The sequence below is a fragment of the Flavobacterium sp. B114r genome, assembly GCF_056824125.1.
Map to the genome: position 1 here is coordinate 5,147,057 of NZ_CP124858.1, position 16,306 is coordinate 5,163,362.

General features: G+C 32.0%; 15 protein-coding genes. 8 read left to right on the top strand and 7 right to left on the bottom strand.

Annotated features, from left to right (window positions below):
• Positions 1 to 192 precede the first annotated feature (192 nt).
• On the bottom strand, positions 193 to 4,692 hold the full coding sequence (locus QLQ94_RS21460; RefSeq protein ID WP_271336016.1) for a translocation/assembly module TamB domain-containing protein: 4,500 nt from the start codon (positions 4,690 to 4,692) through the stop codon (positions 193 to 195).
• Positions 4,693 to 4,886: 194 nt separating this feature from the next.
• On the opposite strand from QLQ94_RS21460, the gene tsaD reads away from it, so the two are divergent.
• From tsaD to QLQ94_RS21500, 8 genes are all read left to right on the top strand, one after another.
• Positions 4,887 to 5,909, top strand: coding sequence for a tRNA (adenosine(37)-N6)-threonylcarbamoyltransferase complex transferase subunit TsaD (gene tsaD, locus QLQ94_RS21465; protein WP_271336015.1), 1,023 nt, complete (start codon positions 4,887 to 4,889; stop codon positions 5,907 to 5,909).
• A gap of 2 nt (positions 5,910 to 5,911) precedes the next feature.
• Positions 5,912 to 6,625, top strand: a complete 714-nt coding sequence (locus tag QLQ94_RS21470) for a 16S rRNA (uracil(1498)-N(3))-methyltransferase (RefSeq protein ID WP_482498483.1) — start codon at positions 5,912 to 5,914, stop codon at positions 6,623 to 6,625.
• A gap of 135 nt (positions 6,626 to 6,760) precedes the next feature.
• Positions 6,761 to 7,399, top strand: coding sequence for a DUF4159 domain-containing protein (locus QLQ94_RS21475; protein ID WP_271336013.1), 639 nt, complete (start codon positions 6,761 to 6,763; stop codon positions 7,397 to 7,399).
• Between the two features lie 10 nt (positions 7,400 to 7,409).
• A complete protein-coding gene (locus QLQ94_RS21480; protein WP_271336012.1) occupies positions 7,410 to 7,904 on the top strand; it encodes a TrmH family RNA methyltransferase in 495 nt (164 codons plus the stop codon).
• 159 nt (positions 7,905 to 8,063) lie between these two features.
• A complete protein-coding gene (locus QLQ94_RS21485; RefSeq protein ID WP_271336011.1) occupies positions 8,064 to 9,014 on the top strand; it encodes a zinc metalloprotease in 951 nt (316 codons plus the stop codon).
• 114 nt (positions 9,015 to 9,128) lie between these two features.
• A complete protein-coding gene (locus QLQ94_RS21490) occupies positions 9,129 to 10,220 on the top strand; it encodes an AI-2E family transporter (protein ID WP_271336010.1) in 1,092 nt (363 codons plus the stop codon).
• A 2-nt stretch (positions 10,221 to 10,222) separates the two neighbouring features.
• Positions 10,223 to 11,404 (top strand): THUMP-like domain-containing protein, encoded by a 1,182-nt coding sequence (locus tag QLQ94_RS21495; protein ID WP_427402740.1) that lies wholly within the window; start codon positions 10,223 to 10,225, stop codon positions 11,402 to 11,404.
• Positions 11,405 to 11,406: 2 nt separating this feature from the next.
• Positions 11,407 to 11,973: a hypothetical protein gene (locus QLQ94_RS21500; protein WP_271336008.1), complete on the top strand. Its 567-nt coding sequence runs from the start codon at positions 11,407 to 11,409 to the stop codon at positions 11,971 to 11,973.
• Here the strand turns inward: QLQ94_RS21500 and QLQ94_RS21505 are convergent, their stop codons facing one another.
• From QLQ94_RS21505 to QLQ94_RS21530, 6 genes are all read right to left on the bottom strand, one after another.
• Positions 11,974 to 12,639: a M15 family metallopeptidase gene (locus QLQ94_RS21505; protein ID WP_271336006.1), complete on the bottom strand. Its 666-nt coding sequence runs from the start codon at positions 12,637 to 12,639 to the stop codon at positions 11,974 to 11,976.
• 140 nt (positions 12,640 to 12,779) lie between these two features.
• Entirely contained in the window at positions 12,780 to 13,568 is a 789-nt protein-coding gene (locus QLQ94_RS21510) for a hypothetical protein (protein WP_271336005.1), read from the bottom strand.
• A 117-nt stretch (positions 13,569 to 13,685) separates the two neighbouring features.
• Complete coding sequence (locus tag QLQ94_RS21515) at positions 13,686 to 13,886, bottom strand: hypothetical protein (protein ID WP_271336004.1); 201 nt, start codon at positions 13,884 to 13,886, stop codon at positions 13,686 to 13,688.
• A gap of 51 nt (positions 13,887 to 13,937) precedes the next feature.
• Complete coding sequence (locus QLQ94_RS21520) at positions 13,938 to 14,306, bottom strand: hypothetical protein (RefSeq protein ID WP_427402742.1); 369 nt, start codon at positions 14,304 to 14,306, stop codon at positions 13,938 to 13,940.
• A gap of 216 nt (positions 14,307 to 14,522) precedes the next feature.
• Positions 14,523 to 14,966: a hypothetical protein gene (locus QLQ94_RS21525; RefSeq protein ID WP_427402743.1), complete on the bottom strand. Its 444-nt coding sequence runs from the start codon at positions 14,964 to 14,966 to the stop codon at positions 14,523 to 14,525.
• 552 nt (positions 14,967 to 15,518) lie between these two features.
• Entirely contained in the window at positions 15,519 to 16,085 is a 567-nt protein-coding gene (locus QLQ94_RS21530; RefSeq protein ID WP_271336000.1) for a hypothetical protein, read from the bottom strand.
• Positions 16,086 to 16,306 lie beyond the last annotated feature (221 nt).

The window sequence follows — 16,306 nt, forward strand, 5'->3', positions numbered from 1 at the left end:
AAAATTCATTTAAAATAATAAAAGCCACTTATTTTAATTAAATCTTTAAAATTAACAATACATAAATGAAGTGTTATAAAATTTTAAGCATTTTGCCATTCTCAAAAAATAAATGAGCCTCTAAATTTAGCATAAAAAAAACCATTTGCCTTAGCAAATGGTTTCTTTTATGAATATTTTAAACAAATCCTTTTAAAAATCGTTATCAGGAATCAAACCCTCGTTATTATTTTGTGGCGGCGGCTTTTTCTCTTCTTCTTTTTTATCCGGTTTCTTTTTGTTTTTTTCTGCGTCTTTTTTATTAGAGAACTTTACTAAATCAGGATTTAAATACGAGTCCTGCAAATCGTCTGAAGAACTTTTTATGGCTCTTTCTAGTTTATGGTTTTTAAACAATTTGTTGACCAGCTCGCTAAAAGTATCAAAGTCGACTTCGTACGAAATACCAACTCCCTGAGTATATCCAATTCCCTGACCTATATAATTAATATCATTCTCTTTATTAAACAAACGAAGGTTCATTGTTCCGTCCTCATTAACCCTATACAGTATTTCGATATCTCCAACAATAGCAGATTCGTTAACACCACCTATCGGAACTCCTAATTTTCCGTTTATTGTAATTCTTTCGTTTACCTGAGAGGTTATATTGGCAACAAACTGACCATCTGCCTCCTGCCCTAATCTTTTATCGGCAGAAATATAATTTAAATCGATATTGACTTTATCATTATCTGATTTTATAATTCCTCCTAACAAACTGGATGCAGTTTCTGTCAACGTTCCGGACAAATCGCCCTGACTAAAACCATCTGTACTCATGAATGAACCTGTAGATAATAAATATAATGCCTGTGTCTGGCGAATATCTTTGTCATCTAACTTGTATTGTATCTCTGACTTAAGAACATTACTTACGGACGGGAACTGAATATCAAAATTAGGCTCAGGGCTTGTTAAATCTCCTCGTAAACCAATTACAACTTCTACCGGTACTTTTTTATTAAACGATGAAGTATTATCTAACAGTACAGCCGGATTTGCTGATGTTTTATAAACTGCTTCCAGATTTAACTGAGCTTTCATAGGGTTTCCTTCCCATATGATAGATCCTCCTTTTTTAACTGAGAATTTTTTATCTATTAAACCGCCGTATTTAAAATTATATGTTCCTTCGTATGCCTGGAAATCTCCCCACATATTAAACTTACCTAATGTATTGATTTTAAACAATAATGATCCGTATCCTTTTCCTTTCATACCGTGACCTGAATTACGATCTAAAATTACTTCGACCTCTGCATCCGGCGTAATATCAAAATCAAACTCGAGTTCAAGACCATTATAATTTCTTGTTTTTTCGATTATTCCATTGGCGAGGTTGTATTTTTCTTTTGGAGTTACAAAATGTATCCAACTGCTCTCTCCAACGCTTTGTGCATTGTTAATAGGTATTTTTACTTCTGTGCCTTTCTCAGATTTAGCATCTACTTTTATAAATAAACTTTCTGTTGGTCCTTTTATACTTGCTGTACCGTTTATAAATGCTGTACCAAAATAGGCCGCATCTTCACTATCTTTTGTATCAAGTGCCAGTAATCGTTTTGATGTAATGGTTAAATCCAGTTTCCAGTCTCCAAAATTATGATGCTCAATACTTCCGTTCAACAATCCCTTAGTACCGTATTTGGTATCTGTTAACTGATTATTCCGGAACAAGAACTTCTCATCTGTTAAGTCAATAACCGTTCGGTCGCTCAATTCGTAATCTGTATTAAGGTACGGCACTGTCATTCCGGCTTTTTCTACATAAAGCCTTCCGTTTATTTCCGGTTTTTTAAGATTACCAACTACTGCGGCATTTCCGGAAACAGAACCTCTGACATTAGACAATACATCGCCGCCAACTGTGCCTAAAGTTGCCAGATTAAATCCTTCGAGTTTTAGATTTAAATCTAAAAATGTCTCTTTATTTTCGATTGCAAAAGTTCCGCTTGCCCTAAACGACTCTGTAAAACCATTTTGTATGGACGAATTTATCGTAAACTTTTTAAAATTCTCATCTCCGGAGATATCAAATTTCAAAGTTCCTAAATCTACTTTATTCAAATTAAGATGATCTATAGAAATCGCAGCAGTAGGCTGATAGACGTTCTTATTTTGCTTATAATTTATATTTCCGTTCAGATTACCATTAAAAACAAATTTAGAATTTAATGGTGTAATTTTATTTATATCGACATCTTCAAAATTCAGTACAAGATCCTTATAATCGTTTCCTTTTATAACACCGTTCAAATCAATTTTCTGATTTTCATGGGATAAAATAATATTATCAATTGTAAAGTTTTTAAAATACTGATCAAAAACAATCTGATTGTCTTTTTCCTCGTTTTCGTTCAAATACCATAAATAGTCTTTGAACTTCATTTCTGATTTCTTGATCCCAACAATGTTGTTCTTGTTCTTATCGATAGTATGATACAAATCGAGATTATAATAATCCTCTCCTTTTTCTCCACCTTTAAACTCAGACCGAACAAACAGTGTATCTTTTGAGGTAACATTTATCAAACTAAAATCACGCACTTTATAATAAGGTGTTTTTATACTGTCTAACTCAACGTAAGCATTATAAAGCGTGTTTTTATTATCAATATTAATTCGGATATTATCGAATGTGTTTTTTGCTGCTGTAATTTTCTGGGACTTAAACCTGAATTTAAACTCTCCTAAATCAGCGTCAATTTTTCCGCGCACTACCGTAGATGAATCAATATTAATTTCCGGATAAAGCATTTCTACCACTTTATCATAAACATGAAAATTGAAACGTAAAAACTGGCCCTTCTTGACTTTATAAGGCTTGTAATTGGTATAAAGACTTCCTACAGAATTCATTACGAGCTTATCTAATTGCCCAAACTGAAATTTACCTACTATTTCTCCTTGTACAACATCATTTGAACTAATGGTGATTGTACGTAATTTATCGGCATCGAAATTTGAGTTTACTGTAATTTCATCAAAAGCATACGTAGCCTTTGGATTCTGAAAAACAGCATCTTTGATCGAAACAGTTCCCTGAAGATTTTCTATAGAATTTCCTGTAACTTCAACAACAGCATCTCCTCTAAAATGCGCAATAGAATCATTTAAAAACTTTAATTTTCGCAAATCGGCATTTTCAACATTAATATGAAAATCATACCTGCTTTCGCGTTTGCTTAAATCTACCAAACCATCAAATGTCAAACTTAAATTAGGATCATTTACAGCAACCTGTCCTTTATAGTATGGTAATTTAAAGTTTCCGTTTATAACAATATTGTTATAGGTATATTTATTATAATCTAGTTTTGATATATCTCCTTTTATAATCGTGTTGAGATATTTCTCTGTAAAACCAACACCATCAATATCCAGATTTAAAGTCGTTTTACCAATATCTTTTCGATTCAGTAAGGCGCCAACATTAAAGTTATCCAAAATTATATTTCCGGTATAAGAGGCTTTATCTATAAAATCGATATTATTCATATGCAATTTAGCCTGCCCGTTACCCAGATCCGTAATCATCTTAAAATCGGCTTCCAGAGCTGTTGTCGAGACTTTTGCTTTTCCAACAATATTAAATCTGCCTACTCTCTGCATTTCTTTCGGAAGTTTTTTACCCAAAATACCAGGCAATATCACTACCAAATTATCGTAACTGGAGATTAATCTGTCAAACTTTCCATCCATAGAAAACTTCTGGGTTTTACTTCCCAAAAGATTTTTGAAATTAATTGTTCCGTTGATCTTCGAACCATTTGTATCACTTAAATTAAGTTGTTTTAAATTAAGATCATTTAAAGTTCCTTTTATTTTTGTTTTAATTCTAAAATGCTGGTTTTTACCTAATCCATCATAAAAATAACGAATATCGTTTGAAGCTATCGAAGCAGAATCAAGCGCTACATTAAACTTTACTTTATCAGTAAAATCAAGAAAATCTTCTACTTTATAATTCAGGATAGCTTGTCCGTAAATCCAGGATCTTTTGGTCTTAATGGCTAAGTCGTCAACTTTAATTTGTTTTTTGGTATAACTGAATTTACCCGCAAAATTGGACACATACAAACCGCGATGATCTAAAAAAGAGAATCTGTGAATGGTTGTATTTACATCCGGACCGTATAATTTAAAGTCACTGATATAGGCGTTTAGCTTTTTGAAATCAAGAAATCTTGGGGTATTTTTGTTTTCATCAATAACAGAAAAAGCTCCTTTAGAAATATAAGCGTTTCTGGCTGTAAGCAAAAAGTGTTTGTCAGATTTTGTTTTCTTTCCGGTTTCAAACAATTTAATAAATTTATTAATATTGTTTTCGTCCTCGTTTTTATAGGTTTTCAAATTAAAAATCATACCTGTCAAACGAAGATCCCCAAAAAGCAAATCTCCTTCTAACAATCTCTGGATGCTTAAAATATCAGTTGTAATGATATCAGAGTAGATCAACGTTTTCTTGTGATGATCTAAAATGAGTACTTTCTTGAGTTTTACACCACCAAAAATATTGATCGCGACTTTATCGACACTAATATTGGTTTTAAAATCTGTATTAAGGGATTCTGTAATATAATGTGCAATTTTTGTCTGCACAACCGGCAAAGCCAGAATGATAGCGAGTGCCAACAAAAGTAAAATCAACCCAATTAGGGTTCGTGATATTATTTTCTTTACTTTTTTGATAGCTGCTTTTATTTTAGTTTTCTTTTAAATTTATTTTGAACAGGCAAAGAACGACTGTTTTTGATAAAAATTCTTTAATTTTGGCTTCTCTTATAACAAAAGAAAATCAAATATTTGATTTGTCAAATATAATTCAAAATTCGTGCCTTTATATGCAAAATTCAGAGGTTTTTATTCTTGCCATCGAAAGTTCATGCGATGATACTGCCGCCGCAGTTTTACATAACGACAAAGTACTCTCAAATGTTGTGGCAAATCAGTTAATACACACTCAATATGGTGGTGTAGTTCCAGAATTAGCCTCGAGAGCGCATCAACAAAACATTGTTCCTGTAATAGATGCTGCACTTCGTAAGGCAAATGTACAAAAAGATCAATTAACAGCCATTGCCTTTACACAAGGTCCCGGCTTAATGGGTTCTTTGCTTGTTGGAAGTTCTTTTAGCAAATCATTATCACTTGCCCTAAAAATTCCGTTAATTGCTGTCAACCATATGCATGCCCATATTTTAGCCCATTTTATAGACGAAGAAGGCTTTGACAAACCTGAATTTCCTTTTTTAGCTTTAACAATTAGTGGCGGACATACTCAAATTGTAAAAGTAAATGGCTTTTTTGACATGGAGATTATTGGCGAAACTACTGATGATGCCGTTGGAGAAGCGTTTGACAAGAGTGCAAAAATCCTGGGACTTCCCTATCCAGGCGGACCATTGATTGATAAATATGCTCAATTGGGAAACCCGAAAGCGTTTGCATTTACTAAACCAAAAGTTCCCGGACTGAACTTTAGTTTCTCCGGATTGAAAACGGCGATTTTATATTTTATCCAGAAGAAAAAGCTGGAAAACCCAAATTTTATCGAAGAAAACCTGAATGACATTTGCGCTTCTATTCAATATACGATTATCGAAATTTTGATGGATAAATTGAAATTAGCGGTAAAAGAAACAGGAATCACGCAAATTGCCATTGGCGGAGGAGTTTCGGCAAATTCAGGAATCAGAACAAGATTAAAAGAAACAGAAGGAAAATACGGATGGAAAACCTTTATCCCAAAATTCGAATACACAACCGATAACGCTGCAATGATAGGAATTGTAGGATATCAAAAATATTTATCAAGTCGTTTCGAAACTTCAGCAGTAGTTTCGAAAGCGCGAATTCAATTTTAATTATGCAATTATTTTACAATCCTGACATCGATGAATCAACTGAAAGTTTTTCTTTTGATAAAGAAGAAAGCCGACATATTATAAAGGTTTTACGAAAGAGAGATTCAGACATTTTACATGTTACAAACGGTTTGGGTTTGTTGTTCGAAACTGAAATTACATTGGCATCTGACAATAAATGTATTGTCAATGTACTCTCTATTAAGAAAGCTGACGAACCAAAATTTCGCTTGCATTTGGCCGTTGCACCGACCAAAATGAACGATCGTTTTGAATGGTTTCTGGAAAAAGCTACTGAAATTGGAATTCAGGAAATTACTCCAATTATTTGTGATCGTTCTGAGCGAAAGGTAATTAACCAGGACCGTTTTGAAAAGATTATTTTATCTGCGATGAAACAGTCTAACGAAACTTATTTGCCTAAATTAAATCAAGCGATTTCGTTTAAGGAATTTGTTAAGCAACAAAATGAAGGTTTACAATTGATCGCACATTGTGAAGAGACAGATAAAAAAACATTGAAAGAAATCCTGAAACCTAATGAGAGTGTGACTATGCTGATTGGTCCTGAAGGTGATTTTTCTGAAAAAGAAATTGCACTGGCTTTAGAAAACAATTATCAGCCTGTTACTTTAGGGAATACCCGTTTAAGAACTGAAACTGCTGCAATTGTAGCATGTCACAGTGTGGTATTTTTTAATGAAAGTTCGAATTAAAGACAATTATTAAAGTAAGATGTCATTTCGACGAAGGAGAAATCGCACTAGAAACTCTACAAAGAAAGTCGTCAATCTTTGTCGAATCCCGCGTGCGATTTCTCCTTCGTCGAAATGACAAAAAAATATATTTATATGAAAAGAATATTTTACTTATTGTTACTTGTTTCAGTTTCTTCCTTTTCACAAGAAATTGCTTTGCTAAAGTATAGCGGAGGTGGTGACTGGTATGCAAATCCTACTTCATTGCCTAACCTGATCAAGTTTTGTAATGCCAATATCAATACCAGAATAAAAGCAAAACCATCGACTGTTGAACCCAGTAATCCTGATTTGCTTTCGTATCCTTTTGTGCATATGACAGGACATGGTAATGTTGTTTTTAGTGACGCTGACGTTAGCAACCTTAGAAATTATCTTAATGGCGGCGGATTTCTTCATATTGATGATAATTACGGAATGGACCAATATATTCGAAAAGAAATAAAAAAAATATTCCCCAATAATAATTTGATCGAAATTCCGGCAAATCATCCCATATTTCAAAAACCATATCCTTTTCCTAACGGATTGCCCAAAATTCATGAACATGACGGGACACGTGCGCAGGCTTTTGGTATTTTTGTAGAAAACAAATTAGTACTCTTATATACCTACGAATGCGATTTAGGCGATGGCTGGGAAGATGCCGAAGTTCATAATGATCCTCTCGCCGTTAGGGAAAAAGCCCTGAAAATGGGCGCCAATATTATCAATTATATCTTTACCAACTAAAATCAAAACAGTGCAGCTTACTCACGAAGAAAATCAGTTTGAAAGAAAAACATTTCCGATAACATTGGTTTGTGACCATATTTATTTTCAGCAGAATATTGGATCGCTTTTTAGAATCAGCGAAGCATTTGGCGTCGAAAACATCATTTTTTTAGGAAAAGATATTCCGCTCACTCCCAGAAAAATCAATAAAACCTCAAGAAGTACGCATCTTCATGTACCTCACTCTATAATCGAAAAAACAACTGATCTTGTTGATTATTTACTTCAGAATAACTTTGAAATTATCGCTTTGGAAATTGCGAGCAATAGCAAACCTCTAAAAGAAGTTGTAATTCCTGACAATCAAAAAATTGCACTTTTGATAGGAAGTGAAATTGATGGAATTTCTGATGAACTTTTAAAAATTTCGAACCAAATTGTCCACATTAATATGTTCGGAAATAACTCAAGTATGAATGTTGTACAAGCAGCAAGCATTGCTTTGTACGAATTTACTTCTTAATAATTTTGTCTTTATTTTTGTAAGAACTAGACTATATAAGGGATTGTAAAAATTCTGACAAATAATGTATTGTAAAAATTTTGCTACAATATATTTTTGTTATAAAATTGCGGTATAAATACCATATTTTAATTTTTTATAACAAAAACCCAAATTATTATGAAAAAAGTTCTTATTACCGCATTTACAGCATTCGTGCTGTTTTCTTGTCAAAATGACTCAACAGAATCATCAGATTCAAATGTTAGTGCTATTGCCCAACGTGGCTGTGCGACTCAGGAAGTTTTTGAAGCTCAACTAAAAGCTGATCCTACCTTAGCCATTAGAATGAATGAAATCGAAGCTTTTACCAGTAAAAGTATCCTGACTAATCGTCTTGTAAATGGTAAAATTGAAATTCCGGTAGTGGTTAATGTTTTATACAGAACTGCTGCAGAAAACATTTCGGATGCGCAAATTCAATCTCAAATCGATGTTTTAAACAAAGATTTCAATGCCTTAAATTCAGATTACAATAGTGTTCCTGCTCTATTTTCTGGCGTAAAGGCGAATGTAGGAATTACATTTGTTCTGGATCAGATTATTAGAAAATCTACGACCAAAACTTCCTGGGGAACAAATGATGCTGTCAAGAAAGTGGCACAAGGTGGTTTAGCACCAACTTCACCAACAACAAAACTTAACTTATGGGCTTGTACCATTGGTGGCGGAATTTTGGGTTATGCTCAATTTCCCGGAGGCGCAGCGGCTACAGACGGAGTTGTAATTGATTCTAAGTATCTTGGTCTGGCCGGTTCAGGCAGTGCTCCTTATAACTTAGGAAGAACTGCTACGCACGAAGTAGGTCACTGGATGAATCTACGTCATATCTGGGGAGACGCAAATTGCGGAAGCGATTTAGTAAGTGATACTCCAACTCATAATACAGCAAATTACGGTGTTCCTGCTTATCCTCACTACAGTACTTGCACAGGAACTCCTGTAGAAATGACTATGAACTACATGGATTATGTTGATGATAATGCAATGTATATGTTCTCTCAGGGACAAAAAACCAGAATATCTGCAATATTCGTTACAGGTGGTCCTAGAGCCGCTTTTGGAATCTAAAAAAAACAGATTAAAATAATATGCTGAAAAGCGGGATGATATCATCTCGCTTTTTTTTGTTTAAGCCCCTGTTTTAAAAGCTTTTTTCCTATATTTATATCCTAAAATCGAATCATGATAACATCAAAAATCATTTCTAACGGAATATTAAGAGCTTTAGCAACAATAATTGTCATTCTAAGCATTCTATATTTTCTGTATGAAATACAAACTGTAATTGTTTACTTGTGTATCTCATTGCTATTGTGCCTTATTGCCAATCCTTTGATACAATTTTTAAAGCATAAATTAAAATTTAGCAACTCCTTGGCGGCTATCACTGCCCTTGTTATTTTTATATTGTCAATAGTAGGCTTTATATTATTATTTGTGCCTTTAATTATTACGCAGGCTAATAATTTATCTTTACTGGACACGCATAGTTTGCAGCAGCAATTTATTGAAACAGAAAAAAGCATCGAAGCTTATTTCAATATCCAGCACATGGATTTGAATAAGGTCCTGAAAGATTCTAAAATAACATCAATAATCGATTTTACTTATTTTACAGGTTTTCTAAATTCAATTTTAGGATTTATGGCAAATATGGGAATGGGTTTGGTATCTGTATTCTTTATCACATTTTTCTTTATTAAAGATCAGGATGCTTTTAAGGTGAGTGCCAGAAAAATTCTTCCTGATACAAACGAGGATAAGATTTTAAATTCTATTACTAAGATTAATCACTTTTTAACACGCTATTTTATTGGTTTGCTACTTCAGTTAACGGTTGTATTCATTTTGTACTTAATTGTTTTAATGATTTTTGGAAATCAAAATGCTTTTGTTATTGCTTTTTTATGTGCCATCTTGAATATTATTCCGTACATAGGACCAATCATAGGAACTACTTTAGCGGGAATTTTAACAATGATTAGTATGATAGGAAGCGATTTTCAAACAGAAATTCTACCCAGAACAATTTATGTTATCATAGGCTTTTTAGTCGTTCAGGCAATTGATAATAATGTGAGTCAGCCTATAATTTCATCAAAAAGTGTAAATTCGCACCCGTTAGAAATATTTCTGGTTACTTTGATTAGTGGAATTACTTTTGGAATCGTTGGGATGATTATTGCCATTCCTGTTTTTACGATGGTGAAGGTAATTTTGAAAGAATTTTTTCCTAACAACAAAATTGTCTCCGTATTAACCGAAAGAATCTAACAGTGAACACTTCTATTTTGCACCCTAATATTCAGGAATTTATAACTCTAAGTAGTGGTGCTTCGATTGCAAAATTAGCCCTTCAGAAAAATCCGTTTCCTGAAATTGACTGGATTTTAATTTTAAATCAGATAGAAGCGAAATCTAAAGCCAAAGATAAATTACCTACCTGGTATCTGACTGAAAATATTATTTACCCAAGTAAGGTTTCTGTTGAACAAACCTCATCTGAAAAAACAGCGGCTTATAAGGCTTCTTTAATTTCAGGTGAAAGTTTAATAGATCTCACGGGAGGTTTTGGCGTCGATGATTTTTATTTCTCTAAAAGATTCAAGAGTATAGCACATTGCGAAATCAACGAGGATTTATCTGCTATTGTAGAGCATAATTTCGAACAGCTTAAAGTTAACAATTGTACGTTTTATGCCAATGATTCTACAAATGTATTAAATGAACTAAACCAGAAATGGGACTGGATGTATATTGATCCTTCGCGCAGAAATGATGCAAAGGGCAAAGTTTTTATGCTTAAAGATTGTTTGCCGAACGTTCCGGAATTGTTGGATTTTTATTTTGAAAAAACAGATTCAATTTTAATAAAAACGGCTCCGTTATTAGATCTCTCGGCTGGTTTATCTGAACTTAAATTCGTTAAAAACATTCATATTATTGCACTTGAGAATGAAGTAAAAGAATTGCTCTTTGAAATTCATAACCACTACTCGGGCAAAATCACGATCAAGACTGCTAATATTTTAAAGGATAAAATAGAAAATTTTGAATTTTCTTTAGGTGACGAAACTGTATTTGCTCATTATCATTTGCCTCAAAAATATGTCTATGAGCCTAATGCCGCTATTATGAAATCCGGTGGTTTTGATGAAGTAAGTGTTATTTTTAATATCAATAAACTTCATAAACACTCTCATTTATATACTTCAGATGATTTAATTGATTTTCCGGGACGTACTTTTCAAATCGAAAAAGTGATTCCGTACAGCAAAAACGAAATGAAAACTACGCTCTCTAATCAGCAAGCGAATATCACAACACGAAATTTTCCGGACACGGTGGAAAACATCCGCAAGAAGTGGAAAATAAAAAATGGGGGAAATTTGTATTGTTTTTTTACAACTGATAAAAATGATAGCAAAATAGTTTTAATTTGCAGAAAAATTACTTAAATATGAAACAACTAATTACACTAACCTTTTTCTTCTTAACCATTACGGCATTTGCTCAAAAACCATGTGAATACAGTACAAATGTAAACGACTCTATTGGCAGCTATAAAGTAACTAACGAATACCTTATCAGCGAAAAATATTTTGGGGGAACATTTGATTATATCTTCTTTTCGCTGGCACAAACAGATGGTTTGCCAACACTAAATTTACAGCTTATCCAGAAAAGCAAAGATTTTATAAAAGCAAATTGCTTTGATAAAAACTCTAAAGTTTTTCTACAATTAGAAAACGGAAAAATAGTGACGTTAATTCATATCGACAGGGAAAATTGCGGTACGCTTATTCACGACGACAAAGGTTTTGATAATCGTATCAATACCGGAATTTTTATGTTTAAAAAAGAAAATTATGAAGAGTTAAAAAAATCTCCTGTTTCAATCATGCGAATCAAATACCTGACGACTACAGAAGATTATATTGTAAAAAGAGAATTAACTTCTGAGCTAAACGCAAAGGTTTATCACCCCAATACTTACTTTATGGAGAATATGAGATGTGTTGAATAATTAATCACATTTCCATTTCTGATTTGAAACTTTATCATTCAAACCTGCTTTTAAATTATAATGCCACCATTCTGAATCAAAAGAATTGAAACCGTTTTTTATCATTACCGTTTTAAGATATTTTCTATTTGCTTTTACAGATACAGGTAGTTTAGTATAATTATGGCTCGCCTGAATACCAAAGAAATCAAAATCGGTTCCCATTTCAAGTTCAATCCCATAAGCATTTACAACAGTAATATCTACGGCTCCTCCTCTATTGTGAATGGAGCCTTTTTTAGGATCTGCAACATACTTGGGGTTGGATACGATCTCCCACATTTTTTTTTGAATAGACAAAGGTCGGTAACAATCGAAAAGTTTTATTTTGCATCCCTGTTTCATAAATTCTTTGTTTGCTGCAATTAAGGCCTTAACTGTCTTGTAACGCAACAGGCATTCTGCACAATCATAGACTTTTGCTTTTAGAAAATTATCTTCGGTTGCATACTTCATATCGTAGATAAAATCGTTGCTATACTCTTTTAAATTCACAAAAGTTGTATCTGCAATTTCCTGTGTCGTTTCACTTGAATATGCTTCGTTTTGAGCTTTTACAGATACTCCAAACAAAATAAATCCTAAGAATAATAAAAGCTGAAGTTTTGAAGATGTGCTTATTTTCATTGCAAAAATGTATAGTTTAATGTAAATATAAAGATAAAAGTGCTGAACAGAAAAACCTGACTCGCACAAATACGGCTGTTATTAAGCATAAAGCGAATTTTAAGTATGCTGTTGTTCTCTAAAAAAAGCTCCACTTTTTATTAGTCTTTGTACTTTAAACGATGGTCTTTAATTATTTTTTGGCTTTTCAGTTTTATATTTTTAGATAATTGTTTCCAATTCTCATCGTATTCAACTCTATAAACATCGTCTTCATTTCCGGAAGGATAATAAGCTGTTGCTTTTGACTTTGTAAAACTCTGATTGCCTGACTTACCAGGAATGGTATAAATAATCTGCTTAAAAGGTTTTGCATCTAATCCATCACTATCTCCCATATACGATAAATAAAATTCAGGCTTTCCGTCTTTGTCTTCGTCACTGATGGTACAGTTTTCATAATTGAATTCCGGCCAGTACACTACATTACCAAAATCCTGAAATTTAGCTTTTTCAAGTATTCCTCCATGATCGTGCAACAATACAAAAGCATACAAATTATGCTCGCTATAAATTATAGTATCCTGAGGTTTTCCTGTCATATCGCTATGTTTCCAGGTTCCCTCTTCGTGATTCCATTTTTTTGTTTTAAAATTGTAGACCTCGCCAACGCCTCCGTTTTTATAATCAATGGTACGACTGAGTTTATTTATTTTCTTTTTAAAAACGAATTCAAAATGACCATATTCACTTTCGCAACGTACAATCATGCTCGTTTTTCCATATAATTTACTCTCATAGTTAAATTCAGCATCCGGAACAGCTTTCCTGTATTTAATTGAATCTTTTGGATAATAACGCTGTACCAGCAGAGATTTTGTTTGCGCTATTGTAAAATTTATAAAAAATAGTAACGCAATACTAAAAAGGTAATTTGAGATTAATTTCATTCTTTTCAATTCTGATTTTTCAAATTAATAACCACGGCTTTATTAAAGTTCGAAATTAGTTTATTCTAGAAAAATGCAACTACAAGAGTTGGTCTTTTTTATACCAGTTTAGGATATTTATTCTATGGCTTTGAAAAAATTAATTAAAGCTGCAATGGCCAAACCAATTATTATAATCCAATGTTTTAAAGCACCCGCAAATGTAAATGATTTAGAATCCCTACTTTCATTTCTCGCTTTTAACCACCATTTATGCAATTTAAAAAACCCAAATGACGTCAGGCTAAATAAAATAGCATATAATAAATTATAATTCATTTTTTTATTATTTCGTTTTCCTTAAGACACGCTACAGCTGTAGAATAAAAATTAATTCCTTACCGCTTTTAAATACGAAAATGAAAGCAACTCCGGTTTCAATTTTTTGTAATCGACAGCTACATCATCTTTTAAAGTACTAAAATTCATTTTCTGCTTTTGAGTAGTTCCCTTTTTTACATCTTCAAAAAACGCTAATCCATTGATATCGCTGTTTTCAGTATAATCAGCCGAAATATTTAAATCCTGCAAATTATACTTCGAGTTATTTTTTAGAATTATATAGCCGTCTTTGTAGGTATAACTAACACCATTAACCGTTTCCTTCATAAATTTATTAGACGGCTGTGAAAATTTTTGAGCATACGCTTGTGACATTCCAAACGCAATAAATGCAACCAGAGATAAGATAATTTTCATAAGAATATATTTTAGAATTAGATAATCCTAATTCTTTTTTAGAATTGAGATAAGTCATTATTGACAACGCAAAATTAGGAATTAAGTTAAAATTCAAGACCTGCTAAAATTTAAATATCTCGCCTAATCATAACTTAAATTCGTCTCCCTATCCATTATACAACTAAGGACTAGAAAACGAACTAGAATCCTCAAACAATACCTAGTTATTTTATGCTATATAGTTACTTCAATTCCCTTTTTTTCTAATTCTTCTACCATTTCATTTATCTGTTTTTTATACCACCCATCAAGAAGACCGCCGATACTAATTATGCTTTTATTATCCTTTTTTTTGTAAATCCTAAATTTCATGCTTAATGAACTTGCTCCTTCAAATTCATTTTTATACGTAAATTTCAAATCAGTGTATTTATATGATTCAGTATGTTCTTTAAAAAAGTATTTATTAAAAATTAATTCGATATGTTCTTTTTTAACATTTATAGCTTTTAAATTCTTAAGAAAAGAAAGAATTAAATTTGGAAGAATAATAGTTATACACCATAAGGGTATGGCGTTAGCATATGTCAAATTACCACCAATAGCTATTAATAGGATTAAAAAATGAGAGACTAAAATTCTATATAATAAATATTTTTTATTTCTTTTAAACATCATGTCATTTATTATTTTTTTAAGATTGTCATAAGTTGAAACTCCACTATTCACAGTGCAAAAGGTAATCTAAAGTCAAATTCCATTGTATAAAACATTTTTCCCTTGATATAATTCATTAAAAGAATTTACCGTACTATTATAGTTACCTAAAAAATTAGGCGAAGTAATACTTCCTGCAGCCCAAACTGAAGCAACATCAATACGGTATTGCTTAAACCATTCATAAACAGATTATCATCATCCCAGACTTGAGAAGGTCTGAAAACAACACAAAACTATCAGAAAATTGTTTTTTAACAATCAACTCATTCCCATAATATTTACCCACATAATCAACGTATATTTATTCACTTCGTTCTTCATTTCCTCTAGACCATCTTTTAATCTAGAAGTCCAAATAATTGTTTGATAAATCTTTTCTACTGCTTTAGCAGGATTATTAGAATATTCAGAAAAAGAAATTTTTATTACGTCATTTATCTAAACGTTGAGCTTATGAAATTTTAGATACTAAAAAATAAAAATATTATTACTGTTTTTTTTATTATGTCCTTATTTAATTGTGTTAATATATTTTTGCAGTAATAAATAATCAGCATTGTTTAAATTTTGCAAAACTAGTTTATAATGTGGATCTAATATATTTTTTGGCATAACTTCAATAACCAACTCTAAATTTGTATAATTACCAATGGAATTTATGTAGAACATTCCTAGCTCTGCTACCTCTTTCTTTATAATATAAAAAGGACCTTCATAAATTCTTAAATAATTACAGAAGTACATATATACTATATCATTATCGAAGAAAAATCGAACAAAAGATATTTGATTATTACGTTCTATAAAACCATTAGTCTTATAAAAACTTACTTTAATTTTTTTTGTATTAGGTAACAAAGTTACATCTTTAATATTCTTAGGATTTGGTAATTTTATAGCTGCCCAATATCCTAAAAAAGGCAGAGAAAAGAGAAGAATATTTTTAACAATATTAACTAATTCTTTATTAAAACTAATTTCCCATAAATCTAGTGAGCCCAATATAAAAACTAAAATAAATACAACTAAAATACAATATAATGCAGGGCGATTTGCCTGCTTTGATAACTTTATCATCTTTTGATTCTTTTAACCATTTTTTCTTATTATCAATAGGCAACGACAAAGAAATCTTCACGTCCAAACACCTAGCCCCATAATAGCTAAGATTCGTCTCAGGATCCACCTCTTCTTTCCCATTAAACAAATAAGGCTCGAATGAACTAGAATGCTCCTCAAATAAAACCAAGTGCGATGTAGTCACCTGTTGGCCAATATTTCTGTTTCGAGTTGTAATA

What these genes read in the sequence shown, in the direction of transcription:
- QLQ94_RS21510 (WP_271336005.1), bottom strand. Translation starts at nt 13,568, where the DNA reads ATGAAATTAATCTCAAATTACCTTTTTAGTATTGCGTTACTATTTTTT.
- QLQ94_RS21530 (WP_271336000.1), bottom strand. Translation starts at nt 16,085, where the DNA reads ATGATAAAGTTATCAAAGCAGGCAAATCGCCCTGCATTATATTGTATT.
- QLQ94_RS21500 (WP_271336008.1), top strand. Translation starts at nt 11,407, where the DNA reads ATGAAACAACTAATTACACTAACCTTTTTCTTCTTAACCATTACGGCA.
- QLQ94_RS21475 (WP_271336013.1), top strand. Translation starts at nt 6,761, where the DNA reads ATGAAAAGAATATTTTACTTATTGTTACTTGTTTCAGTTTCTTCCTTT.
- QLQ94_RS21525 (WP_427402743.1), bottom strand. Translation starts at nt 14,966, where the DNA reads ATGATGTTTAAAAGAAATAAAAAATATTTATTATATAGAATTTTAGTC.
- tsaD (WP_271336015.1), top strand. Translation starts at nt 4,887, where the DNA reads ATGCAAAATTCAGAGGTTTTTATTCTTGCCATCGAAAGTTCATGCGAT.
- QLQ94_RS21520 (WP_427402742.1), bottom strand. Translation starts at nt 14,306, where the DNA reads ATGAAAATTATCTTATCTCTGGTTGCATTTATTGCGTTTGGAATGTCA.
- QLQ94_RS21485 (WP_271336011.1), top strand. Translation starts at nt 8,064, where the DNA reads ATGAAAAAAGTTCTTATTACCGCATTTACAGCATTCGTGCTGTTTTCT.
- QLQ94_RS21515 (WP_271336004.1), bottom strand. Translation starts at nt 13,886, where the DNA reads ATGAATTATAATTTATTATATGCTATTTTATTTAGCCTGACGTCATTT.
- QLQ94_RS21505 (WP_271336006.1), bottom strand. Translation starts at nt 12,639, where the DNA reads ATGAAAATAAGCACATCTTCAAAACTTCAGCTTTTATTATTCTTAGGA.
- QLQ94_RS21490 (WP_271336010.1), top strand. Translation starts at nt 9,129, where the DNA reads ATGATAACATCAAAAATCATTTCTAACGGAATATTAAGAGCTTTAGCA.
- QLQ94_RS21470 (WP_482498483.1), top strand. Translation starts at nt 5,912, where the DNA reads ATGCAATTATTTTACAATCCTGACATCGATGAATCAACTGAAAGTTTT.